A 22,021-nucleotide genomic window follows, 5' to 3' on the forward strand; every position below is an offset into this window, starting at 1 on the left:
GCCATCTCGCCGGCTGTGCTGCTGATAAACCAATATCCCCTACGTTGGCAGTTGCAGGGTGGCGATAAAGCCGCCTTCGGGGGGGTTGGCCAATAGCAACTGCCCGTCATGCCGCTCGGCGATGCGCCGACAAATAGCTAAGCCCAAACCGTAGCCGTCATTGCCTTGATTGGCGGCGCGGGTGAATGGCTGGCCGAGTTTGTCGAGCAGCTCAGCCGGGCAGCCGGGGCCGTGATCGCGCACGCTGAGCAGTAGCTGAGCGCCATCTTGTTGGCAGCTCACATCAATGGCACTGCCTTCAGGGGCAAAGCGCAGGGCGTTGCGCAGTAGGTTGTCCAGCGCGCGTTCCAGCAATTCTGGCCAGCCATTGAGCTGTGCATGGCTGGGGTGAAAGTGCACGGCCACGCAGCTGTCTTGATAGCGCTCGGCCAAGCTGCGCCACAGCTGGCTGATGCTCACGCGCTGTTTGGCGCCAAGCGGGGCGTCGGGGCGGGCCAGTTCGAGAATTTCGCCAATCAGCAAGTCCAGACGATCGCACTCGCGGGTAATGCGCTGGTTGAGCAATTGCTGTTGTGGATCATCGGCGTGCTTGTCTTGCAGTGCCAATAACACCCGTAGACGTGCCAAGGGTGAGCGTAACTCATGCGATACATCGCGCAGCAGCTGACGTTGATTGCTCAACGAGCTTTGCAGGTGCTTGCCCATGGCTGAGAAGTCGCGGGCCAGTGCGCCCAGTTCATCACCGCGTTGGCTGATTTGCGCTAGGTCAGCGGGTTCGAAGCGACTCTCGCTGAGCTCTTGCGCGGCGCGCTGTAAACGTTTGAGCGGACGGGTTAAATACAAGCTGAGCGGCAAGCTGACCAACACTAAAGCGCCCAGTACACACAGCGCCAACAGGCTACGGCCAAGCCAAGTATCGCCCAGCCACTGATGCAGCGCAGGGCGCGGCAAGCGGTAAATAAACAGGTATTCCTCACCGCTGGCGGCGAGCACCGTTTGCGTTAGCTTAACGGGGCGCGGTGCCTTGCCTTCGCGTTCTTTATGTAACTGCTTAAACAGCTGCTCGACGCGGGGCGGCAGGCCGTTGGTTAGCAGGCTGCCGCGCTCGTCATAGACTTGTACAAACAGTTGGAAGCGACGTCGGTAGTCTTGCAGCAGCTGCCGATTGGCGGCGTGGTCTTGCGCCTCATGGCGGTCTATCCACTGGCTGGCAAAGTCTTTCAGTGCCGGGTGAAAGTGGAATAGCCAGCGCTCTTCAAGACTTAAACGCGACACGCCAAAGGTGAAGCTGGCCACCAGAGCGGTGGCCAACATCAGACTGGCAAGAATCTTCCAGAACAGTGAGCGCATTATTCGTCGCTGTCGCGCTCGGCTTTACGCTCTTCGCGCTTGGCTTTGCGTTCTTCCATTTTTTGCATGCGCTCTTCGTGCTTGGCGTCGAACTTGGCGCGCTGCTCATCGTCGAGCACATTGCGGATCTCTAAGCGGGTGGCTTCCATGTGCTTTTTCATGATGTTGCGAATTTCGCCGCGCTGCTCGTCGCTTAAGTTCAGGTCTTTGGCCATGTCGCGCATGTGGTCGCGCTTGCCTTCAAACTTGCCTTCGCTGGCGATGGCGAGGGTGGGCAGCAGAACAGCAATCGACAGGGCGGTGAGCATCTTTTTCATGGTGATATTCCTTGTAACGGTTAGATGAGCCTTGCGGCTGCCGGTGTCTTACCGGTTGAGTTCAGTATGCCGAGGGCAAGGTTAAGTGCCGTTAGCCAAGGTAAAGATTAGGTAAAGATGGGTAAGCTGCGGGTCAGGCAAGGTAGCGGTAGCCGCGCCCACGCACGGCTTGCAGGCGTGGTTGGCCGTCGGCGCTGGGGCCGAGCTTTTTGCGCAAGTTACTGATGTGCACATCGAGACTGCGGTCATAGGGCAGCAGGCGTTTGCCGAGCACCTGCTGGCTTAAATCTTCTTTGCTGATTACCGCGCCGGGCTCTTGCAAGAGCGCCGCCAGCAGGTCGCTTTCGGTGGGGGTGAGTTCGACTTCCTGCTCGCGCACTAAGGCCAAACCGCGTTTTGTCAGCAGGGTTAAGTCACCCACGCTGGGATTGGCTGTTGCAGCGGGCTCAAGCGCGGCTTGGCTGCGGCGCAAGATGGCTTTTAAGCGCGCCGATAGCTCGCGTGGGTCGCAGGGTTTGGGCAGGTAGTCATCGGCGCCAAGCTCTAGGCCAAGAATGCGGTCTAGTGGCTCGCCACGTGCAGACAGCATGATCACCGGGGTGTTGTGCTGGCGCTGGCGTAAGGTTTTCAGCAGCTCTAGGCCATTGCCGTCGGGCAGCATGACATCCAGCACCAGCACTTCTGGGCTTAACCCTTCGCTTAACGCCGCTAACGCGGCTTGGCAGCTGTGCCGCGCTTGTACGACAAAGCCATCGTGCTGCAACCACGTGCTGAGTAGCTCACACAGCTCTTGGTCGTCATCGACCAGCAGCACCTGCGTCATGGGTTAGTTAAGCCAAGCGTTTTTGGTCGCTTTGCCGCCGCTACGCAGCATCATGCCCAACAGCAGACTGAGCACTACGGTCAGCGCGCCCAGGGCGTACCAGGTTTGCTGGGTGTTCAGCAGGGCGTTGTCTTTGGGCTCCAGGCTTTGTTCGCTAAGGCGTTGGCGCAGGCGCTCGTTATCGTGCTTAAGGCGTTTGACCTGTTGCTGTAGGGCATCCAGCTCGGCACTGGGAACGGCGCTTTGCTGGCTCATTTGCGCTTCTAAGGTGCTGCGTTCTTGCTCGCTGGCCGCGAGTTGCTCTTGCAGTTGGCCAAGGCTGCTTTGCAATTGTTGCACTTGCTGACTGAGTCGCGCGGTTTCGTTGGGGCTTTCTGCGCTTGGCTCTTCGGCCAAGGCGGGGGTGATGCTAAACGCCAGTAGGGTGCTAAGCAGCAGTGGACGCATGCGCTGTTCCTTTTTTCTTGTTTGTCAGCGTTTAAAAAAGAGGCGCTGATCAGTGCAGCGCCTCCTGAAGATTAGGGCAATACAGCCTTGAAAGGCTTCACCTGTACATCGGCGTAAACACCGGCCGCCACATAAGGGTCGGCTTTGGCCCAGGCTTGTGCCTCTTCTAAGGAAGCAAACTCAGCCACCACTAAACTGCCGGTAAAACCTGCGGGGCCCGGGTCGTTGCTATCAATGGCTGGATGGGGGCCAGCGAGCAGCAAGCGGCCAGCGTCTTTCAGCGCGTGTAAGCGCTCAAGGTGCGCAGGGCGCGCGGCCATGCGTTTTTCCAGAGAGTTTTCAACGTCGGTAGCGATAATGGCGTAGTGCATGTCATTCCTTAGTGGCGTTGGCTTCTTCTTGCGGCATGTGGCGGCTTAGGTAAATACCTTGCGCGACCATAAACAGCAGGGTTAAGCCGAGGCTGCCGAAGACTTTAAAGTCGACCCAAATATCGTGGAAGGTAAAGGCGACCACCAAGTTAGCGGTGCCGGTAAATAAGAAGAAGCCCACCCAGGCGAGGTTTAAGCGCTTCCAGACCTGCGCTGGTAGGCTGATGGCATGCTCCAGCATGCGTTGAATCAGCACTTTGTCGCCAATCACATGGCTGCCCAAGAAGGCCGCCGCAAACAGCCAGTTAACCACCGGGGCTTTCCACTTCAGGAAGGTTTCACTGTGGAACAGTAAGGTCAGGCTGCCGAACAACAAGCAGGCAAGCAAGGTTAGCCATTGGCCTTTTTCTAAGTGGCGCTGCTTGATGAACAGCGCACCGTAGACCACCAGCGATGAGCCGATCAGCACTGCAGTAGCGCTGTAAATGCCGCCAAATTCAAAGGCATAGCCTGCGAACTCAAGGCTGCGCGGGTCGAGCTTGTAGGTGATAAAAAACAGGATCAGGGGGATAAAATCGATCAGTTGTTTCATGCAGAGACTGTCAAAATAGGGCTTTGCGGCATAATAACAGACTCCCTTTGCCCTGCCAGAGCTAGCTATGTTGGTTGATTTGCATTGTCACAGTACCGCCTCCGATGGCGCGCTAAACCCAGAAGCGTTGGCGGCTCGGGCCAAAGAGCAGGGCGTTGAGGCGATTGCGCTGACCGATCACGACACCCTTGATGGCTTAGCGGCAATGCAAACGGCCTGTGCTGAACAGGGCGTGCGCTGGGTCAGCGGTGTGGAGCTTTCTGCCAACTGGAATGGCGTTACTGTGCATGTGTTGGGCTACGGCTTTGCCTTAGATGCCCCAGCCTTGCTGGCTCACGCAGAAATGCTGCGCGAAGGGCGTTGGCAGCGCGCTGAAGAAATCGGCAAGCGCTTAGCCCGCAAGGGCATGCCCGATGCCTTAGCGGGCGCGCAGGCGCTGCAACAAGCGCAAGGGGAAAGCCGTAATGCGCCAGCACGGCCGCACTTTGCTGACTTTTTAGTTCAGCAAGGCTATGTCAAAGACCGCTCGGAAGCGTTTCGTAAGTGGCTGGGCGCCGGCAAGATTGGCGATGTTAAACAGCATTGGCCGGAACTGGCTGACGCGGTTGGCGTGCTGCGCAAGGCGGGCGCGTGGGCCAGCCTCGCTCATCCGATGCACTATGAACTGACGCGCACCAAGCGCTATCGCTTAATCAGTGCGTTTGTCGAGGCGGGCGGGCAAGCGTTGGAAGTGGTCAACGGTCGCCAAGAAGACACGCAAATCGGTCAGTTGGCGATCCAGTGCCGTGAGATGGGTTTGCTGGCCAGCGCCGGTAGTGATTTTCATGGGCCTAGCCCGTGGAGTGAGCTGGGCCGTATGAAACCTGTCCCGCAGGATTTACGCCTGCTGGCTGAACGCTTACTGAGCTGACTGGCGTTGCTCGCGCAGATTAAGCGCTGCCTCTAAACGCAGTTGCTCATTCGCGCTAAAAGACTGCTCGGCGAGAGCGTTGATTTGCGCGGTTTTATCCGCTGCGGATAACCCTTGGCTCTGTTCAATGCTGGCGCGCGCCGTGGCAAACGCGGTTAAACGCTGTTGCCAGTCACTGCGAGCTTGCTCTAGCTGCTCAAGGCGCGCCGTGGCTTGTGGGCCAACCATTTGTAAGCGCAGTTGGCGTACCGCTTGGGCATTAGCGCCGGCATCGCGCAGTGCTTGGGTTTGGCTGCGTAAGTCTTGGTGCAGTTGCACGCTGAGTAAATCCTGCACTTCTTCCGGCTGCTGCTCGCGCAGTGCTTCAACGGCTTCGGTTTTGCTCTGCGCGCTAAGGCTAGCGTCGGCCAAGATGCTTAAGCGTTGCAGAGTAAAGTCTTGATACAGCTGTTCAAGGCCAAACAGGGCTTGTTGTTCTTCGCGGCTAAACCATTGACTGCGCAGGCGCTGCAGCTCGGCCTCGCGAGCATGCAGAGCGCTGATGTCGGTCACACGCGGGAAGTTTTTCTCCAGCTCCGCCAAGGCGCCTTTATACGCTAAGTATTGATTGAGTAAGGCGTTGGCTTGCCCTAGGGCTGGGTCGCGCAGCTGCGCGGCGAGGTAATCGCGCAGGCGCTGAATGCTGGCGCTTAACGGCTCTTCACCTTGAGTGCTGAGAAAGTAGTCAAACAGCCGGCGCAGGTCTTCACTGATCTGCAGATTACCTTGGGCGTCGACACGCAACTGCCCATCGACCTCAGTGCCGCGTAACGAGGCAATCGATTGCTGCGTGCTGGGCATGGCGGCGCTTGGTTCAGGGGTTTGCGTGGTGAAGCCGCTACTCAGCGGGTTTGGTAAGGATGGCGGCTGTGCCGATAGGCTTGGTTGAGAGGGTTGGTTAAGTAATACCGCCAAGGCAATGCCCATGGCGACCATCGCAATCACAGTCAACAGCAGTGTGCGGCGCATAGATTCTCGCTAATCACAGGGCATCAAGCCGGCAACACAGAGGCGCGTCGCCGGCTATCAGCCGGGTTGTTACTTATAGGCCGGCATTCTTCAGGCGGTTGGCCTGCTGGCGGTATACCGTCACGGGGTCGGTTTCAAACAGGCTGGTTAAGCCTAGGGTTTGGTTCACCTCGTCGAGGTGGTTCATGTTGTAGTTGTCGCGAATCACTTGGCCCAAGTGCGAGCTGCAGCGGCCGACTAGGCCATCGTTTGGCTCGTTAAAGGTCAAGCTGGTGGCGAACAAGAAGGCGTCGCTGATATCCAGCAAGTTGGTGGCTACACCGGTGCCACTCCACGAGTAATAACGCACGCCATTAACGCTGTAAGCGCCTTCACCGCAGGCTGAAGTGGGCACGCCTTGCGGGTACTTGGCGTTAAACGCCGCAGCGCCCGCGCTGTTCAGTGACTCCAAGCTGCCTAAGGCATTCTGCGTGCCGGTGCTGCCGCCAGAGAGGAAGTTAATCAGCGCGCCTAAGCCATTGACGATACCGGCCAGCAAGGTTTCGGCGGCTGAGCCGGCGGGCACTTGGCGAATAAAGTCGGCAGCGGCTGAGCCTTTATGCGGCGAGCCGACGCTGGTTACTGAGGCGACTAAATCTGGGCGCACGGCGGCAACATAGCGAATGGTCGGGCCGCCATGGCTGTGACCGATCAAATTCACTTTGCCTTTGCCACTGATGGCGACGATGTCTTCGACTTGCTCAAGCAGCTCTTCGCCACGGGCTTCGGAGGTGTCGAGCTGGCTGACTTGGGTGACATACACGCTGGCGCCGTCGCGCTTCAAGGCGCTGGGAATGCCGTACCAATAATCGACACCCAAAATGCTGTCGAAACCCAGCATGCCGTGGGTGAGCACAATTGGATATTTGGTTTTGGTGTAGCTGGAAGAACCGAACCACCACGCTTGGCTGGTGGCGGGCAAGGTGAGGGCGGCAACACTGGCCGCTAACACTAGGGGACGCATTTTCTTCATGGGCTGCCTCAGTGAGTTTTTTGTTGTGGTGGCATCAACGCAGTGCTGATCCGTCAGTCTTGAGCCACGGGCATCCAGAAACGCACCATGATTGGGCAATTAACATGCCATGCGTATTTTTGGGGCGGCCTTGTGTTCTGTGCGGCTAGCCTTGTTGCTCGGCTGTCGCTAGCGCTGCGCACTGTTACAGGAATGCCCACGCTGGCGTGAATAGCCTGCGTTTTGGCGCTTATGGATTGCGAGGCGTGCGCATGCCATCGGCTTGCCGGGCATTAATTGCTTGCGTGCCAATCATAAGGTTGGGCTTTGCCCGCTGCGCCGCTCTGCATTGATGGCTGGAACAGGCCGCGTTGCGCGGCAGTTTGCGCAGATGCAGCGCTGGGCTGTTGCGCAGTGTTACCCAGTCACCCAGCCGGCCTGTCACAGCGGTTGAGGATGTGTTGCTGTGCCTAAGGATAGGGGGTTGTTACAGGCTGTGTTAGGCAAACTTTTGCGCAAAGGCTTGCAATACTGCGAATACTGTATATAAATACAGTTAACGAGTAAGGAGGGCATCATCATGGTATTTGCAGGGCTCACAGTAGAAGCGGTGTTGGTTTTACTTGGCTTAATGCCGCTATTCGCTTGGCTTGCCTACGGTGATGTAGCGCGCTGACGGCGTTTTGATAACGGCCCTTGTTGTGTATTTGCATCATTTTTGTATTATGAAGATGTTAATGCACAAGAGGGCATGCCGTGAGCGCACAACAGCACGCCGCACCTGATGCGGATGTAGTACTGGCCAAAGCCGTTTTAAACATGCGCGAAGCGCTGGGGCTTAGCCAACAAGAACTGGCGGACATCTTAGGCGTGCACCGCACGGCCTTAACCCGCATGCAGCAGAACCATGTACTGCGCCACGACAGCAAAACAGGCGAGTTGGCGTTGCTGATGATTCGCGTCTATCGCAGCTTGTTTGCGCTGTTTGGCGGGCAGCACAGTGATATGCAGCATTTCTTGCGCACGCCGAATAACCACTTGCTCGGCGTGCCGTTGCTGCAGATGCAACAGGTGCAAGGTTTAGTGCGGGTGGTGGATTATCTCGACGCCATTCGTGGCAAGGTGTAAGCGCATGACCACAGGGATTTGGCAGGCGAGCCAAGGTGTGGCGCATATCCAGCGTATTCAAGGCAAGTTATGCCGCATGGTGGAAAGCCAGCAGCAGATCGCCACCATGGCGTTGGTCGATAGCCTAGAAGAACAAGCGCTGTTGGAAGAGCTGCTGGAATCCAGCAAGCCGCCGCTGCCAGAGGCCGCCGGTGAGCTGCACTATCTGCTGAAGAGCCCGTTTCGTTATCCACCGTTAAAGTGGGGCTCGCGCTTTGGCCGCACCCACGAGCCCAGCCTGTTTTATGGTGCCTTGAGTGTAGAAACCGCGCTGGCCGAAACCGCCTATTACCGTTTGCTGTTTTGGCAGGGCATGCAGGTAGCGCCACCCAGTGGTTTGATTCGTTCGGAGCACTGCTCGTTCGAGGTGCGCTATATCACGGCGCAAGGGGTGCGCTTGCAGCAGCCACCGTTCGATCAGTGGCTAGATGTACTCACCGATACGCACAACTACCGTGCCTGTCAGGCGTTAGGCAGTGAGATGCGCGAGGCAGGGGTGCAAGCCTTCGAATATCGCTCGGCGCGCTGCCCGCGGCAGGGGTTGAACGTGGCGCTGTTCACCCCGCAAGCCTTTCGTGAGGTGCGTCCACGGCGCATGATGCCGTGGCTGTGTGAAACCAGTGAGGGCTCGGTAGCGTTTAAGAAGGCCCATGAAATCGCCGAACCTATGCGCTTTCCCCGCGAGCTTTTTGCCCACGATGGGCGCTTGCCATTGCCGGCTTAAGTCACCCGGCGGCTGGCCTATCCAAGGATGGGTTTGCCGCTTAATTAGCGTGCCTGTCCGTATTGCACAAGCTGACTGATCGTCAATTTTCTACGCTCCCCAAGCACCCATAACAACAATCGGCGTTTTAGCGCCAAGGGGAGTCACCACTATGCCTCGTGTTTCAACCTATGCCGCCGCGCTCGGCGGGGCCTTTATGTGCGCTAGTCTAGCCGCGCAGGCCAGCAGTCAAGTCGATAGCTATCAGCAAACCTGGGAGCACAAAGCGCTCAGCTACCAGCGCACGCTCGATTTGGGCAGCCCGCTGGGGCAAGCGAGCTTTTTGCACTCGCATAACGCCTATAACAGTAAGCACTACCAAAATGCCGGTAGTTATTGGGACCCCAACCACGAGCTGAGCTTAGGTGAGCAGTTAGATTTAGGCATGCGTGGCATTGAGTTGGATGTGCACTACACCCTAGGTAATGCCTTTAAAAAAGAACTGCTGTTGTGTCATGGGCAGGGCAACCATCTGGGTTGCAGCCCGTTTGATCGGCGCTTTAAAGATGGCATCGCGGAAATCAGCAGCTGGCTGCGCCAAGAGCGCAACCGTGGCGAAGTGGTGATTCTGTACATTGAAGATCACATGGATGGTCAATACGACCGCGCTTTGGCTGAACTGAATGCCCAGCTTGGCGACCTGATTTACCAGCCCGGCAGCTGTCAAAGCCTGCCCATGCAGCTCACCCGTGCCGACGTGTTAAACGCCCACAAACAAGTGCTAATCATGGGTGGCAATTGCAGTCACGCCGGCTGGGCGGCCACGGTGTACAACTACGGCTATCCCACCGATAACGATACGTTTCAGGCGTATCCGGCCTGCCGCACCGCGAAGTACGACACGGCGTATATCCAAAACAATATCGTGCGTATTTATGAAGATCGCACCAGCCTAAGCGCCAGCTTTGGTAGCCCGCCGCCGGTCATCGATGCACGGCGCATGGCCGATTTGACCCAATGCGGCATCGGCATGATTGGCTTAGATATGCTCAAACCCTATGACAACCGATTAGCCGCACATATCTGGAGTTGGGCGGTGAACGAGCCGAACGACTGGGGCGGCAACGAGGACTGCGCCCAGCAGCGCGCTGATGGCCGCTTCAACGATGTGTCGTGCCTTGCGCAAGCGCCGTTTGCCTGTCGCGCCGATAACGGTGGCTGGAAAATCACCGCCAGCGCCGGCGTTTGGTCGCAAGGCGAGGCGGTGTGTAAAGCCGAGTTTGGCGCGCAATATCGCTTCGCGGTGCCGAAAAACGGCTATCAAAACACCCAGCTGATGCAGAGCAAATACAACCAAGGCTACGAGGGTGTGGTGTGGTTGGCGTATAGCGACACCGCCCGTGAAGGGCACTGGCAACCCAATGATCAGCCGGTGATTAAGCCCATGCCCAGGCCTGAGCCTGTGTACCGCAAGTTGAAAAACGGCAAAGGCTATTGCCTAGACCTTGAAGGCCGCCGCACCAGCAATGGCACAGAAATCCATCAGTGGAGCTGCCATGGTGCCGATAGCCAGCAGTGGTATCAGGATGACCAAGGGCGCTTACGCAGCAAAATGGCGCCGGATAAGTGCGTGGATGTGAGCGGCAGTGGCACCGGCAAAGGTACGCGAGTAGTGCTGTGGAGTTGCCACGACGGCGCCAACCAGCGCTGGACGCGCGGCAGCAATAACTCGTTCCGTCCGGCGCATGCGCAAAGCATGGCGTTGGATATTAAAGACCCGTTCTGGGGCCGTGGGCAGCGCGCGCATTTGTGGAACTACCACGGCGGCAGCTCGCAGCAGTGGGTTTGGGAGTAAGCGTCATCCATTGTTCATGCTTCTGACATGTCGCTGTCGTGTCTGGCTCGTGGAATCGAGTCAGACACGACAGAGGACATATCAATGCGCTTAACTGTGGTTGGAGCAGGCTATGTAGGGCTGGTCAGCGCATGCTGTTTGGCCGAAATGGGCAATCAGGTGTGCTTGCTGGAGCACAATCCGGCGCGTTTGCAGGCCTTGCAGCAAGGCCGTGTGCCCATTTACGAGCCGGGGTTGGAAGCCCTGTTGCAGCAAGTGCTCAATCGCCAGTTGCAGGTCACCGGTAATGTCTCGTTGGCGCTGAACGAGCCGGAACTGATTTTGGTGGCCGTTGGCACGCCTAGCCAAGCCGATGGCAATGTGGATTTAAGCCAGCTCTGGCAACTGGCCGAAGCGGTGCAGGAGCACCTGCGTCACCCGACGGTGTTGGTGCTTAAATCTACCGTGGCGGTCGGCACGGGCGATGCCTTACAAGCATGGTTCGAGCAGCGCGCGATCCCCGTGCAGGTGGTGAATAACCCCGAGTTTCTTAAAGAGGGTGCGGCGCTGGAAGATTTCCGCCGCCCGCAGCGCATCTTGATCGGTGCCGAAGACGCAGCCGCTGCCGCCATCGTCGAGCGGCTCTATGTGCCCTTTACGCGCAATCAAGCGCGAGTGTTGCACATGCGCCGTCGCGAGGCGGAGTTCAGCAAATACGCCGCCAATGCTTTTCTCGCCAGCCGCATCTCGTTTATGAACGAATTGGCCGAGCTAGCCGAGCACGTGCAGGTGGATATCGAGGCGGTGCGCCAAGGCATTGGCTCCGATCAGCGCATTGGCCGGCACTTTATCTATGCCGGTTGTGGCTACGGCGGTTCGTGTTTCCCGAAAGATTTACGCGCGCTGAGCCACTTAGGCCGCAGCCAAGGTTTGCCGCTGCCGTTACTCAGCGCTATCGAGCAGCGCAACGAGCGGCAAAAGCAGCGCCTAATCGACAAGCTTGAAGCCTTGTTAGGCAGCCATTGGTACGGCAAGCGTGTGGCTCTCTGGGGGCTGGCCTTTAAGCCGGACACCGACGATATCCGTGAAGCGCCGGCGCTGGTGTTATTGCGTGCTTTGTTGGCCCGCGGTGCGACAGTGCAGGCACACGACCCAGCGGCAATGCCGGCAGTCGCCGAGCGTTTTCCCGAGGCTGTGGCCAGCGGCCAACTGCAGTTGTGCAACGAGCCTTATGCGGCGCTAGAGAATGCTCACGCGCTGTGCCTGCTTACTGAGTGGAAGCTGTTTCGTGAGCCTGACTGGCTGCGGGTTATGCAGTTGCTGGCCGAGCCGCGCGTGCTGGACGGGCGAAATCAGTACGATCCGGGGCAATTGGCCACTATGGGCTTCGTTTATCTGGGCATTGGCCGTGGCGGGTTGGCCAGTGAGCGTCGCAATCGCGCCGCAGCGTGATAGACTCCGCAACATTTCGTCACAACTGAGCAGTTGAGTTGCCCATGATAAAGAAGTGTTTGTTCCCCGCCGCGGGCTACGGTACGCGTTTTTTGCCTGCAACCAAATCCATGCCCAAAGAGATGCTACCGATCGTTAACAAGCCGTTGATCGAGTACGCCGTTGAGGAGGCATTGGATGCCGGTTTGACCGAAATGGCCATCGTGACCGGCCGTGGCAAGCGCTCACTGGAAGATCACTTCGATATCAGCTACGAGCTTGAGCATCAGATTCAAAACACCGAAAAAGAAAAGTACCTCACCGACATTCGTCGTCTGATCAACGAGTGCACCTTCCTCTACACCCGTCAGGTGGAGATGAAAGGCTTGGGTCATGCGATTCTGTCGGGCGAGCCGATGATCGGTAACGAGCCTTTTGCGGTGATGCTGGCCGATGACCTGTGCTTGAACTTGGACGGCGACCCGGTGCTGGCGCAGATGGTCAAGCTGTTTAAGCAGTTCCGCTGCTCGATTGTTGCCGTGCAAGAAGTCCCGCGTGATGAAACCCACAAGTACGGCGTGATTGCCGGCGAGCCGATGCGTGATGATCTGTTCCGCATCAGTACTATGGTGGAAAAGCCCAAGCCGGAAGATGCCCCGTCGAACTTAGCGATTATCGGCCGCTACATTTTGACCCCGGATATTTTCGACATTCTGCGCGACACGCCGCCGGGTAAAGGCGGGGAAATCCAAATCACCGACGCCCTGCAGCAGCAAGCCAAAGATGGCTGCGTGCTGGCTTATAAGTTCAAAGGCACCCGTTTCGATTGCGGCAGTGCCGAGGGCTATGTCGAAGCAACCAACTACTGCTTTCAGAACGTTTACAAGAACGTTTGAGCACAGTAGTTGCTGTAACAACGCCGGCCTAAAGCCGGCGTTGTTGTTTGCGCATTAGGCTTAACGCGTCAGGTTTAGGGGATCGGCATGGCCTCCGAGCCGGGGCCGAGCGGTTGGCCATAGCTAAACTCAACATAGTTGCCTGCTGGGTCGCGTACGCCGCAGTAATAACCCACCGGATAAGGTTCATCGCGCGGCGGCCAAATCAAACAGCCTGCGGCGGCGGCTTTGGCGGCAATCTGATCGACCGCTGCGCGGCTTTCTAGGGCAAAGCCAAAATGACTGTAGTCGTCGCTGGCCAGTTGCCTTGCTTGGCCGCCGGGCATGATCACTAAGATAAAACTGTGCTCTTTGCCGGGCTCGGCCAGCCAAACAATCTGGCTGCCTTTGCCGGCGCGGCGGTGGATCACCTGCATGGCGCAGTAGTCGCGGTAAAACGCGACACAGGTGTCTAAGTCCGGTACATGCAAGGCAATGTGGGTTAGGGTGGGCAACATAACGGCAGGCTCGTGCTTGTGGCGGCGTAACAAATCGGCGCCATCAGGGTTTAAGTAAAGCAGATCGCGTTAACCAATCATGTTTAAGGGGGATGCATGGCCTTTGATTTTGACCTGATCGTCATCGGCGCAGGTTCTGGCGGCGTGCGTTGTGCTCGTTTTGCTGCAGGGTTTGGCGCCAAGGTGGCGGTGATTGAAAGCCGCTATTTGGGCGGCACCTGCGTCAATGTCGGCTGTGTGCCGAAAAAGCTCTTGGTGTACGGCGCGCATGTGCGTGAAGAGCTGCAGCTAGCACAAGATTACGGCTGGGCCGTGCAGGCTGGCGAGGTGGATTGGCCAGAGCTGATTCGCCGCAAAAATAACGAAATTGAACGCTTAAACGGCGTTTATCGGCGCTTGTTAGAGGGCTCGGGGGTGAGCCTGTATGAAGGTCACGGCAAGCTGCTGGATGGCCATCGTGTGCAAGTGAACGGGCCGGCCGGTGAGCAGGTGATCAGTGCCGAGCGCGTGTTGATTGCCACCGGCGGCTGGCCGCAAGTGCCGGATATTCCCGGTAAAGAATTAGCCACCACCTCTAACGAAGCCTTTTATTTGCCGACCTTGCCCAAGCGAGTGCTGGTGGTGGGTGGTGGTTATATCGCCGTGGAGTTTGCGTCGATCTTCCATGGTATGGGGGCGAAAACCAGCTTAAGTTATCGCGGCGACTTGTTCTTGCGTGGCTTTGACGAGGCGCTGCGCCAGCAGCTGCGTGAAGAGTTCCGCCACAAAGGTATTCAGTTGGCGTTTAACAGCCATGTCACCTCGATTCGCCGCGCCCAAGACGGCAGCTTGCTGGCCAATATGGCCGACGGCAGCGTGCACAATGTGGACTGCGTGTTCTATGCCACCGGTCGCCGCCCGATGTTGGATGATTTAGGCCTGGAAAACACCGCAGTAACACTGGATGAGCGTGGCTTTATTGCCGTGGATGAGCATTACCAAACCGCAGAGCCTTCAGTGCTGGCCATTGGCGATGTGATTGGCCGCATGGCGCTCACTCCGGTGGCGCTCGCCGAAGGCATGGCCGTGGCGCGGCGTTTGTACCAGCCCGAGGCTTTTGTACCGGTGGATTATCAGAATATTCCGACCGCCGTGTTTAGCTTGCCGAACTTGGCCACGGTTGGTTTGACTGAAGAACAAGCCCGCGAGCAAGGTCTGCGGGTGAAAATCTTCCAAAGTCGCTTCCGCCCCATGAAACTATCGTTTAGCGACAGCCCAGAGAAAACCTTGATGAAGCTGGTAGTCGATGCCGACACCGACAAGGTGTTGGGCTGCCACATGTTGGGGCCAGAGGCGGCGGAAATTGTTCAGGGCTTGGCGGTAGCCATCAAGGCCGGGGCGACGAAAGCGGTGTTTGACCAAACCTTAGGTATTCACCCCTCAGCGGCGGAGGAGTTCGTCACCATGCGCCAGAGCGTCGGCGAATAAGCTACAATGCCCGCCGTTTGGGCCCGCTGCCTTTGGTTGCGGGCCTTTGTTTTTTGGCGGCCGGCATTGTGAACGGCTGTTGTACAAGAGGCAGGCAGTGAACGAAACAACCTTGTTTTACCTAAGCGACTTGTTTGGCGTGGCGGTGTTTGCGATTACCGGCGCGCTGATGGCAGGGCGCAAGTCGATGGATATCTTCGGTGTGCTGGTAGTGGCGTTTGTCACCGCGCTCGGTGGTGGCACGCTGCGCGATGTGATCTTAGGCCGTCATCCGGTGAGTTGGATTGGCGATGAAACCTACTTAACCGTGGTCACGTTGGCTGCCTTAGGCACCGTACTGTGGGTGAAGATGACCCGGCCCATTCACGAGTTAGGCCTGCAAGTGGCGGACGCCTTTGGTTTGGCCGTGTTTACCGTGATTGGCACGCAGGTGGCCTTGGCGCATGAGGTGCCGACCAGTGCAGCAGTGATTTTTGGCGTGATGACCGGGGTGGCCGGCGGCGTGATCCGCGACATGATCTGTAACGACATTCCGCTGATCTTCCATAAAGAGCTGTATGCCACACCGTGCATTTTGGGCTCGCTGACCTATATCGGCTTACAACCGCTGGCTTTGCCCAGTTATATCGAGGTGCTTGGTGCGATGGCCGTGGTGCTAGCGGTGCGACTAGGGGCGATTTTCTTTCACTGGCAATTGCCGCGCTTCCATCTGCTGGATCGCGACGAGCAGCAAGACTTGTAATAACACTTACAACAAAGAGCCGGGCTGATCAGGCTGTGTGAAAACCTCGCGAGCGCTGGCTAGGCAAGGCAAAAACAGGCGAAAAAGCGCAGTTTACGTGTGGTAAATACTCCGCACATCCTGTGCTCCGCCCTGCGGGCCAGCTAAAGCTGTTCAAACCCGCTCCTGCGGGTTTGTGAGCATTTGAGCCTGTTTTTAACGCTGCATAGCCAAGTGCAGTAGTTTTCACACGGTCTGTAATGCTCGGCTCTGTTGTTTGCGGCTATCGGCAACGCTTAGCGATCAGGTGATCGAGCGCTACCACGCCCGGCCCACGACTGATTAGGTACAGCAGCACCGCCGCCCAGACGCCGTGGGTGGCGTAAGCGCCGGGGTAAACAAACACCTGAATCACCAAGGTCATACCCAGTAGCGCTAGGCTGGAAAAACGCGTCGCCAGCCCAAGCAGAATCAGGATGGGGAATAGGTGCTCGGCAAAAGTGGCCAGATACGCCGCTAGCTCCGGCGATAACAGTGGCACCTTGTACTCATCGGTAAACAGCGCCACGGTGAACGGCGCAAGGCTCGGAATGCCAAGCTCGAAGGTGCCGTCCACTAAGTTGACAGCAAACCCTTGCACTTTGGTTTGCCCGGACTGCCAAAACACCGCTGCAATGGAAAAACGCGCCAGCAAGGCGGTGACGCTGTGCGGTACTCGGCTACAAAGCTGCACTAGGGTTTCGATCAGCTGGGTAATGGGGTTTTGGGCGTTCATAAGGTTTTCCTCAAACGGCGGAGGTGGGCAGGGTGATGGCGCAAATCGCCTGCTGACGCAGCAGCAAGCCCAGTGCATCGCTGGGGTTAAAGTCAGGGTGTTGGCTGGCAATGTTCTGCCATGCGGCGAGCAACGGCTGCTTGCGCAGCGCGGCGATAAAGGCATGGTCTGCGGCAGTGATGGCGGTTGTCTCGACCTGCCACTGTGGGCGGCAGATCAGTGCGCACTGCGCTTGATGGGGGTTGATGCTGTTTAACGCACCATGGCCTTGATGCGCCCCCCACAGATCGACTACCGCATAGCGGCTGCTCAGTAGCTGCACGCTGGGTGCGAGCACTAGTTGCGCTTGGCTTAACTGTTCGCTGTCGGCCAGCAGTGCTTGTAAGGCCTCGGCGCTGATGGGCGTGCAGTCGGCACTGTGCAAGCTGGTCAGCTGGGCAAACTCAAGGCGCGCCATGTCGGCTAAATAGGGCACGCTGGCGGCGGGTGCAAATTGCTCAATAAAGGTGGCAAAGCCAGCACCGTATTCGGCCAACACGCGGCTGGTCGGTGGTGCTTGGCGCACAAATATTTGCGCCATCGCGCGGAAAAACTCTTCACCCACCAACTGCTGCACCACCGGAAAGGTGTCGGCCAGTGCATCAATCAGCGAGCTGATCACGTTGTTGCGGTTCACCGCAAAGCGCTGCTCTAGGTGCTCGTTGGGTACGCGTAATACCTCAGGGGCGGTCAGTTGCGCATCCAGCAGGGCCGCACTGAAAAGGGCTTGGCTGCTCATACGCGTATCGCCTGTGTTGGCTGCTTAAGATAAGCCTCGGCGCACTGTGCTTCAGTCACTAAGCGCTGCAGCGTGGGCACGTTGTTATCCCACTCAATCAGCGTGGCGATGGGGCCAGTGTGGGTTAGCACCTGCTGATACAACTGCCAAACATCGTCGGCCACGGCGGCGCCATGGTTATCAATCAGAAGACGGCCACCATCAGGCTCGCGCTCTTCGGAAAAGCCGGCTAAGTGAATCTCTTGGGTGGCCGCCAAGGGGAGGTCGGCCAAGTAGTCAGCGATCGACCAGCGATGATTCACGCAGCTGACATACACATTGTTAACGTCCAGCAGCAGGCCGCAGCCGCTGCGTTCAATCACTTCGCGGATAAACACCGCTTCGGGGTAATCACCGTCGCGGTACTGCACGTAGGTGGCGGGGTTTTCCAGCAGAATGTGCCGGCCTAGTGCTTCTTGCACTTGCTCGATATGCCGGCAAACGCGCTCTAGCGCTGCTTGGCTATAGGCCAGCGGTAATAAATCATTAAAAAAGTAGGGGCCGTGGCTCGACCACGCTAAATGTTCGGAAAAACTCGCCGGTTGGTAGCGTTCGACCAAGCCAGCAATACGTCGCAAGTGCTCGCTATCCAGCGGCTGTTCGCCGCCGATGGATAAGCCCACGCCATGAATCGACAGCGGATAATGCTCGGCTACTGCCTGCAACTGTTGATGCAGCGGACCGCCGGCGACCAGATAGTTTTCCGCATGCACTTCGACAAAACCCAAGCTGGGGCGCTCTGCTAATAACTCAGCGACATGCTGGGGTTTTAAGCCGATGCCCGCCTGCGCAGGCAGAGCGCCGACGTGCGCGAGGCACGCCGGGCGCTGTGCGCGGCCAATGGATGCAGTGCTCATTGGCAAGAGGCCTTAGGCGCTCTTTTCTTTGAAGGCTTCCAGCTGACCCATGCCAGTGGGTGAGGTTGGCGAGGCAGTTTCTACGCAAGTGCCTTTCGGCACGTACTTCCACGCATTGCCTTGGTAGTCCACCTTGCTGGTGCCGGCACAGGTAGTACCCGGGCCTGCGGCGCAGTCATTTTTGCCTTTCAGGCTGATGCCATAGCAGCGCTCGTTGTCAGCGGCTTGCGCGGTCAGCGGGGCGGCAGTCAGTGCCAAGGCAGAGCTCAAGGCCAGAGCGAGGCTGGCAGCGGAAACAGCGGCGGTAGTGGTCTTGCTCATGTGTCTTCTCCAAGTGGATGGCCCAAAATGGGCAGTGTTTACGGCGCGTTCTGCGCCATGCACACAAAAGACGGTATAGACCAGTGGCTGTTACAACACGGTGAGAAAACTTTTTTACAGATGCGGGCTGTTTTGCCAGCGGTAGTCCATTTGCCGGGCGGTGGCTTCCGCTAGTGTGCGCCCAGCAAGGCGTGCCACTAAGTGCAAGCTCATGTCGATACCGGCGCTAATCCCCGCACTGGTCAGCAGGTGGCCGTTATCTACCCAGCGCAGGTCGTCACGCACGATGGCTTCGGGCACCGCCTGACGCAGGTCATCGAGATCTTCCCAGTGGGTGGTGATGGGCAGGCCATGCAGAATACCCAGCTTGCCGAGTAAAAAAGCGCCGGTGCACACCGAGGCGACGACTTCGGCACGGCTGGCTTGATCGCCTAGCCAGTTGAGCAGCGCACCGTCTTGCAGTGCTTCACGCACATCGCCGCCGGGCACAATCAGTAAATCCGCAATAGGGGCGTTACTAAAAGAGTGGCTGGGCGTGACCTGCAAGCCTGCTCGCGCAAATACCGGCCCAGCGGCAACCGTGGCGACGTTAAACGGTGCGGGTTCGTGTGGTTGAGCACGGGCAAACACGCGGCTGGCGGTGGTGAACACTTCGAAGGGGCCGGAGAAATCCAGCACTTCTATAGCGTTAAATAGCGCAATGTTGACCTGCATGGGGCATCCCTGCGTGAGTGGGCGAGGCTTAAAGGTGCCTCGCGCGCTTCACGCAGGTCAAGACTGCCGGTCTTGCAGGTAATGCCCGTAATCGGGAATGCGGTGGTTATGGGCTAGGTTGATCAGTGGGCTGCTGATGAGAAAGTCGGCGCTGCTTTCGTTACACGCCACGGGGATATTCCACACCGCCGCGACACGCAGCAGAGCTTTGATGTCAGGGTCGTGCGGTTGCGGCTCGAAGGGGTCCCAGAAGAACACCAGCACATCAATTTTGCGCTCGGCAATCCAGGCGCCTAATTGCTGATCGCCACCCAGCGGGCCGCTGAGCATGGCAGTGACCTCTAGGCCAAGTTGCTGTTGCAGCAGCTTACCGGTGGTGCCGGTGGCAAGCAGGGCGTGCTCGGCCAGAGCCTCGCGGTGTCGTTTAGCCCATGTCAGTAGGTGCTGTTTGCAGTGGTCGTGGGCTACCAGCGCAATGTGTTTGCGCGCTGGTAGCGTGGCGTTGGTGAACGGGATTTCGATCATTACTCGACCTTGAGGATTTTTAAATTGTTGGTGCCGCCGGCGCTGTGTAAGTCACCTTTAGTCAGCAGTACCCAGTCACCGCTGTTCACCGCGCCGCGAGCTTTTAACTCGGCCACAATCGCTGGGTTCACTTGCTCGGCTGGCAGGCTAGCTTGATCGAACAACAGCGGATACACGCCGCGATACAGCGCGGTTTTCGCCAGTGTACGCGGCGAAGGTGACACCGCGAAGATCGGTAGCGGGGTGCGAATGCGCGACATGATCAGCGGCGTATTGCCACTCTCGGTTAAGCACACAATGGCACTGACACCTTGCAGGTGATTGGCCGCGTACATGGCTGCCATGGCGATGGTTTCATCGCAGTTGCTGAACACTTGCTCCAGGCGATGGCCGCTGCGTTGGGTTTGCGGATGTTTTTCGGCGCCTACGCACACGCGGCCCATGGCTTGCACTGCCTCGATGGGGAATTGCCCGGCGGCGGATTCGGCGCTAAGCATCACCGCGTCGGTGTGGTCAAACACCGCATTGGCGATGTCCGATACCTCAGCGCGGGTCGGCATGGGGCTGGTGATCATCGATTCAAGCATTTGCGTGGCGGTGATCACCGCGCGGTTTAATTTGCGTGCGCGGGCAATGATGCGCTTCTGAATGCCGGTCAGTTCGGCATCGCCAATTTCTACGCCTAAATCGCCGCGCGCCACCATCACCGCATCGCTGGCAACAATCAATTGGTCGAGGGTCTCGATGTCAGCCACCGCCTCGGCGCGCTCGATCTTCGCCACTAAGGCCGCGTCGCTCCCGGCCTCGCGCAGTAAGCGGCGGGCCAGATGCATGTCTTCAGCATCGCGCGGGAACGACACGGCGACAAAATCGGCGCCGATTGCTGCGGCGGTGATGATGTCGGCTTTGTCTTTGTCTGTCAGGGCAGGCGCAGTGAGGCCGCCGCCTTGGCGGTTAATGCCTTTGCGGTCGCTGAGCACGCCGCTATTAAGCACTTCGCAGTGCACGCAGCGCTCGGCAATGTGCAGCACTTTCAGGGTAATACGCCCGTCATCGAGCAGCAGGATGTCGTTTGGCCGGCAGTCGTCGACCAGTTCGGGGTAATCGATGCCGACGATTTCGTGATTACCGGCGGTTTTGTCGTGCGTAGCAGAAAGCGCAAAGGCTTGACCGACCTTGAGCTGCACCTTGCCGTCGGCAAACTTGGCAATGCGGATTTTCGGCCCTTGTAAGTCCGCCAGCACCGCCACGCTGCGGTTGTGTTGCGCGGCTAAGCTGCGCACCAGCTCGGCGCGGGCGCTGTGCTCGGCAGGGCTACCGTGGGAAAAATTCAAACGAGCCACGTCGATGCCTGCGACGATGAGTGGCTCCAGTTGCTCAGCCGTGCTGGAGGCGGGGCCTAGCGTGGCGACGATTTTGGTGCGGCGCAAGGTCATGCTCGAACTCCTTATTGCGGGGCGTTGCACAGGGCTAAACAGTTGTCGAGCATGCGATTGGAGAAGCCCCATTCGTTGTCGTACCACGCCATCACTTTGAGCTGCCGGCCGATCACCCGCGTTTGCGCGGCATCGACAATCGACGATAAGCGGTTGTGGTTAAAGTCCACCGATACCAGCGGTAGCTCGTTAAACCCCAGCACAGGGCTGCTCTGACTGGCGGCCTTGAGGGCGGCATTGGCGTCATCACGGCTGGCCTCACGGGCCAGCTCGACGGTTAAGTCGACCAGCGAGACGTTAATGGTCGGCACACGCACGGCAAGGCCGGTCAGTTTGCCGGCCAGTTGCGGTAGCACTTCGCCGACCGCTTCGGCGGCGCCGGTTTTGGTGGGGATCATCGACTGCGTCGCTGAGCGGGCGCGATAGATGTCGCTGTGGTAAACATCCGACAAATTCTGATCGTTGGTGTAGGCGTGAATGGTGGTCATCAGGCCGCTAACGATGCCGAATTGGCGGTCTAGCACTTGCGCCACCGGCGCTAAACAGTTGGTGGTGCAGGAAGCGTTAGAGATCACCTGCATGCTCTGGCGCAGCACGTTGTCGTTAACGCCATACACCACCGTCGCGTCGAGGCCTTTGCCCGGGGCAGAGACAATCACCTTGCTGGCGCCGGCCTCTAAATGCAGCGCGGCTTTGTCGCGGCTGGTGAATAGCCCAGTGCACTCAAACACTACATCCACCTTAAGTGCGCGCCAGGGCAGCTCCTGCGGGTTGCGGATGCTACTCACGGCAATGTTGTCGCCATTGATGTGCAGCGCTTCGTTGTCCACCCCGACCTCGCCAGCAAAGGCGCCATGTACGCTGTCATACTTAAAGAGGTGGGCGTTAATCTTGGCGTCCCCTAGGTCATTAATGGCCACTACCTGCAAGCGGTCGCGGTAGCCGTTTTCATACAAGGCACGCAGTACGTTGCGGCCGATACGGCCGAAGCCGTTGATAGCGATTCGTAGGGTCATCTTGGCGGGTCTCTTGGTGTTTTTTGTTTGAATTA

25 protein-coding genes are annotated in these 22,021 nt (G+C 58.1%); 8 read left to right on the forward strand and 17 right to left on the reverse strand.

Annotated features, from left to right (window positions below; genetic code table 11):
* Window positions 1-39: 39 nt before the first annotated feature.
* The 6 genes from BMX80_RS09580 to BMX80_RS09605 form a co-directional block, all read right to left on the reverse strand.
* Window positions 40-1,350, reverse strand: coding sequence for a sensor histidine kinase (locus tag BMX80_RS09580; RefSeq protein ID WP_074867644.1), 1,311 nt, complete (start codon window positions 1,348-1,350; stop codon window positions 40-42).
* The gene (locus BMX80_RS09585) at window positions 1,350-1,667 is read right to left on the reverse strand and encodes a hypothetical protein (RefSeq protein WP_074867647.1); all 318 of its coding nucleotides are present in this window, start codon (window positions 1,665-1,667) and stop codon (window positions 1,350-1,352) included. The genes BMX80_RS09580 and BMX80_RS09585 overlap by 1 nt, the downstream gene beginning before the upstream one ends.
* 133 nt (window positions 1,668-1,800) lie before the next feature.
* Window positions 1,801-2,490, reverse strand: coding sequence for a response regulator transcription factor (locus BMX80_RS09590; protein WP_074867650.1), 690 nt, complete (start codon window positions 2,488-2,490; stop codon window positions 1,801-1,803).
* 3 nt (window positions 2,491-2,493) lie between these two features.
* Entirely contained in the window at window positions 2,494-2,937 is a 444-nt protein-coding gene (locus BMX80_RS09595) for an SH3 domain-containing protein (protein WP_074867652.1), read from the reverse strand.
* Window positions 2,938-3,008: 71 nt separating this feature from the next.
* The gene (locus BMX80_RS09600) at window positions 3,009-3,308 is read right to left on the reverse strand and encodes a YciI family protein (RefSeq protein WP_074867655.1); all 300 of its coding nucleotides are present in this window, start codon (window positions 3,306-3,308) and stop codon (window positions 3,009-3,011) included.
* 1 nt (window position 3,309) lies between these two features.
* Window positions 3,310-3,900, reverse strand: a complete 591-nt coding sequence (locus tag BMX80_RS09605) for a septation protein A (RefSeq protein WP_071872655.1) — start codon at window positions 3,898-3,900, stop codon at window positions 3,310-3,312.
* Between the two features lie 67 nt (window positions 3,901-3,967).
* Here BMX80_RS09605 and BMX80_RS09610 point away from each other — a divergent pair, with 67 nt between their 5' ends.
* A complete protein-coding gene (locus BMX80_RS09610; RefSeq protein WP_074867658.1) occupies window positions 3,968-4,810 on the forward strand; it encodes a PHP domain-containing protein in 843 nt (280 codons plus the stop codon).
* On the opposite strand, the gene BMX80_RS09615 is transcribed toward BMX80_RS09610, so the two are convergent.
* Both BMX80_RS09615 and BMX80_RS09620 read right to left on the reverse strand, forming a co-directional pair.
* The gene (locus BMX80_RS09615) at window positions 4,799-5,818 is read right to left on the reverse strand and encodes a lipase secretion chaperone (RefSeq protein ID WP_074867661.1); all 1,020 of its coding nucleotides are present in this window, start codon (window positions 5,816-5,818) and stop codon (window positions 4,799-4,801) included. The two genes, BMX80_RS09610 and BMX80_RS09615, sit on opposite strands and share 12 nt — an antisense overlap.
* A 73-nt stretch (window positions 5,819-5,891) precedes the next feature.
* Entirely contained in the window at window positions 5,892-6,830 is a 939-nt protein-coding gene (locus tag BMX80_RS09620; RefSeq protein WP_074867665.1) for a triacylglycerol lipase, read from the reverse strand.
* 735 nt (window positions 6,831-7,565) lie between these two features.
* Here BMX80_RS09620 and BMX80_RS09625 point away from each other — a divergent pair.
* From BMX80_RS09625 to galU, 5 genes are all read left to right on the forward strand, one after another.
* Window positions 7,566-7,937, forward strand: a complete 372-nt coding sequence (locus tag BMX80_RS09625; RefSeq protein WP_074867668.1) for an MbcA/ParS/Xre antitoxin family protein — start codon at window positions 7,566-7,568, stop codon at window positions 7,935-7,937.
* A 4-nt stretch (window positions 7,938-7,941) separates the two neighbouring features.
* Window positions 7,942-8,700 (forward strand): RES family NAD+ phosphorylase, encoded by a 759-nt coding sequence (locus BMX80_RS09630; RefSeq protein WP_074867671.1) that lies wholly within the window; start codon window positions 7,942-7,944, stop codon window positions 8,698-8,700.
* 151 nt (window positions 8,701-8,851) lie between these two features.
* A complete protein-coding gene (locus tag BMX80_RS09635; protein WP_074867674.1) occupies window positions 8,852-10,534 on the forward strand; it encodes a ricin-type beta-trefoil lectin domain protein in 1,683 nt (560 codons plus the stop codon).
* Between the two features lie 84 nt (window positions 10,535-10,618).
* Window positions 10,619-11,965 (forward strand): UDP-glucose dehydrogenase family protein, encoded by a 1,347-nt coding sequence (locus BMX80_RS09640; RefSeq protein ID WP_074867676.1) that lies wholly within the window; start codon window positions 10,619-10,621, stop codon window positions 11,963-11,965.
* Window positions 11,966-12,009: 44 nt separating this feature from the next.
* Complete coding sequence (gene galU / locus BMX80_RS09645; protein WP_071872663.1) at window positions 12,010-12,840, forward strand: UTP--glucose-1-phosphate uridylyltransferase GalU; 831 nt, start codon at window positions 12,010-12,012, stop codon at window positions 12,838-12,840.
* Window positions 12,841-12,914: 74 nt separating this feature from the next.
* Here the strand turns inward: galU and BMX80_RS09650 are convergent, their stop codons facing one another.
* Entirely contained in the window at window positions 12,915-13,337 is a 423-nt protein-coding gene (locus tag BMX80_RS09650) for a VOC family protein (RefSeq protein WP_071872724.1), read from the reverse strand.
* Window positions 13,338-13,433: 96 nt separating this feature from the next.
* Between BMX80_RS09650 and gorA the strand changes: the two genes are divergently transcribed.
* Together gorA and BMX80_RS09660 are read left to right on the forward strand one after the other, a co-directional pair.
* Window positions 13,434-14,804, forward strand: coding sequence for a glutathione-disulfide reductase (gene gorA, locus BMX80_RS09655; RefSeq protein WP_074867680.1), 1,371 nt, complete (start codon window positions 13,434-13,436; stop codon window positions 14,802-14,804).
* Between the two features lie 97 nt (window positions 14,805-14,901).
* Window positions 14,902-15,546, forward strand: a complete 645-nt coding sequence (locus tag BMX80_RS09660) for a trimeric intracellular cation channel family protein (protein WP_074867683.1) — start codon at window positions 14,902-14,904, stop codon at window positions 15,544-15,546.
* Window positions 15,547-15,808: 262 nt separating this feature from the next.
* On the opposite strand, the gene BMX80_RS09665 is transcribed toward BMX80_RS09660, so the two are convergent.
* The 8 genes from BMX80_RS09665 to gap form a co-directional block, all read right to left on the reverse strand.
* The gene (locus BMX80_RS09665; RefSeq protein ID WP_074867685.1) at window positions 15,809-16,300 is read right to left on the reverse strand and encodes a DoxX family protein; all 492 of its coding nucleotides are present in this window, start codon (window positions 16,298-16,300) and stop codon (window positions 15,809-15,811) included.
* 10 nt (window positions 16,301-16,310) lie between these two features.
* On the reverse strand, window positions 16,311-17,078 hold the full coding sequence (locus BMX80_RS09670; protein ID WP_074867688.1) for an HvfC/BufC N-terminal domain-containing protein: 768 nt from the start codon (window positions 17,076-17,078) through the stop codon (window positions 16,311-16,313).
* On the reverse strand, window positions 17,075-17,974 hold the full coding sequence (gene bufB, locus BMX80_RS09675) for an MNIO family bufferin maturase (RefSeq protein WP_074867691.1): 900 nt from the start codon (window positions 17,972-17,974) through the stop codon (window positions 17,075-17,077). Before bufB ends, BMX80_RS09670 begins: the two co-directional genes overlap by 4 nt.
* Before the next feature lie 12 nt (window positions 17,975-17,986).
* Complete coding sequence (locus BMX80_RS09680; RefSeq protein WP_074867694.1) at window positions 17,987-18,295, reverse strand: BufA1 family periplasmic bufferin-type metallophore; 309 nt, start codon at window positions 18,293-18,295, stop codon at window positions 17,987-17,989.
* Window positions 18,296-18,409: 114 nt separating this feature from the next.
* The gene (locus BMX80_RS09685; protein ID WP_074867697.1) at window positions 18,410-19,009 is read right to left on the reverse strand and encodes a DJ-1/PfpI family protein; all 600 of its coding nucleotides are present in this window, start codon (window positions 19,007-19,009) and stop codon (window positions 18,410-18,412) included.
* Between the two features lie 57 nt (window positions 19,010-19,066).
* Window positions 19,067-19,534: a methylglyoxal synthase gene (locus BMX80_RS09690; RefSeq protein ID WP_074867700.1), complete on the reverse strand. Its 468-nt coding sequence runs from the start codon at window positions 19,532-19,534 to the stop codon at window positions 19,067-19,069.
* The gene (gene pyk, locus BMX80_RS09695) at window positions 19,534-20,970 is read right to left on the reverse strand and encodes a pyruvate kinase (protein WP_074867703.1); all 1,437 of its coding nucleotides are present in this window, start codon (window positions 20,968-20,970) and stop codon (window positions 19,534-19,536) included. Before pyk ends, BMX80_RS09690 begins: the two co-directional genes overlap by 1 nt.
* Window positions 20,971-20,981: 11 nt before the next feature.
* Window positions 20,982-21,986 carry a type I glyceraldehyde-3-phosphate dehydrogenase gene (gene gap, locus BMX80_RS09700; RefSeq protein ID WP_074867705.1) on the reverse strand — a complete coding sequence of 335 codons (1,005 nt, stop codon included), beginning with the start codon at window positions 21,984-21,986 and terminating at the stop codon, window positions 20,982-20,984.
* Between the last annotated feature and the right edge of the window lie 35 nt (window positions 21,987-22,021).

This window comes from Atopomonas hussainii (assembly GCF_900109735.1).
GTDB lineage: Bacteria > Pseudomonadota > Gammaproteobacteria > Pseudomonadales > Pseudomonadaceae > Atopomonas > Atopomonas hussainii.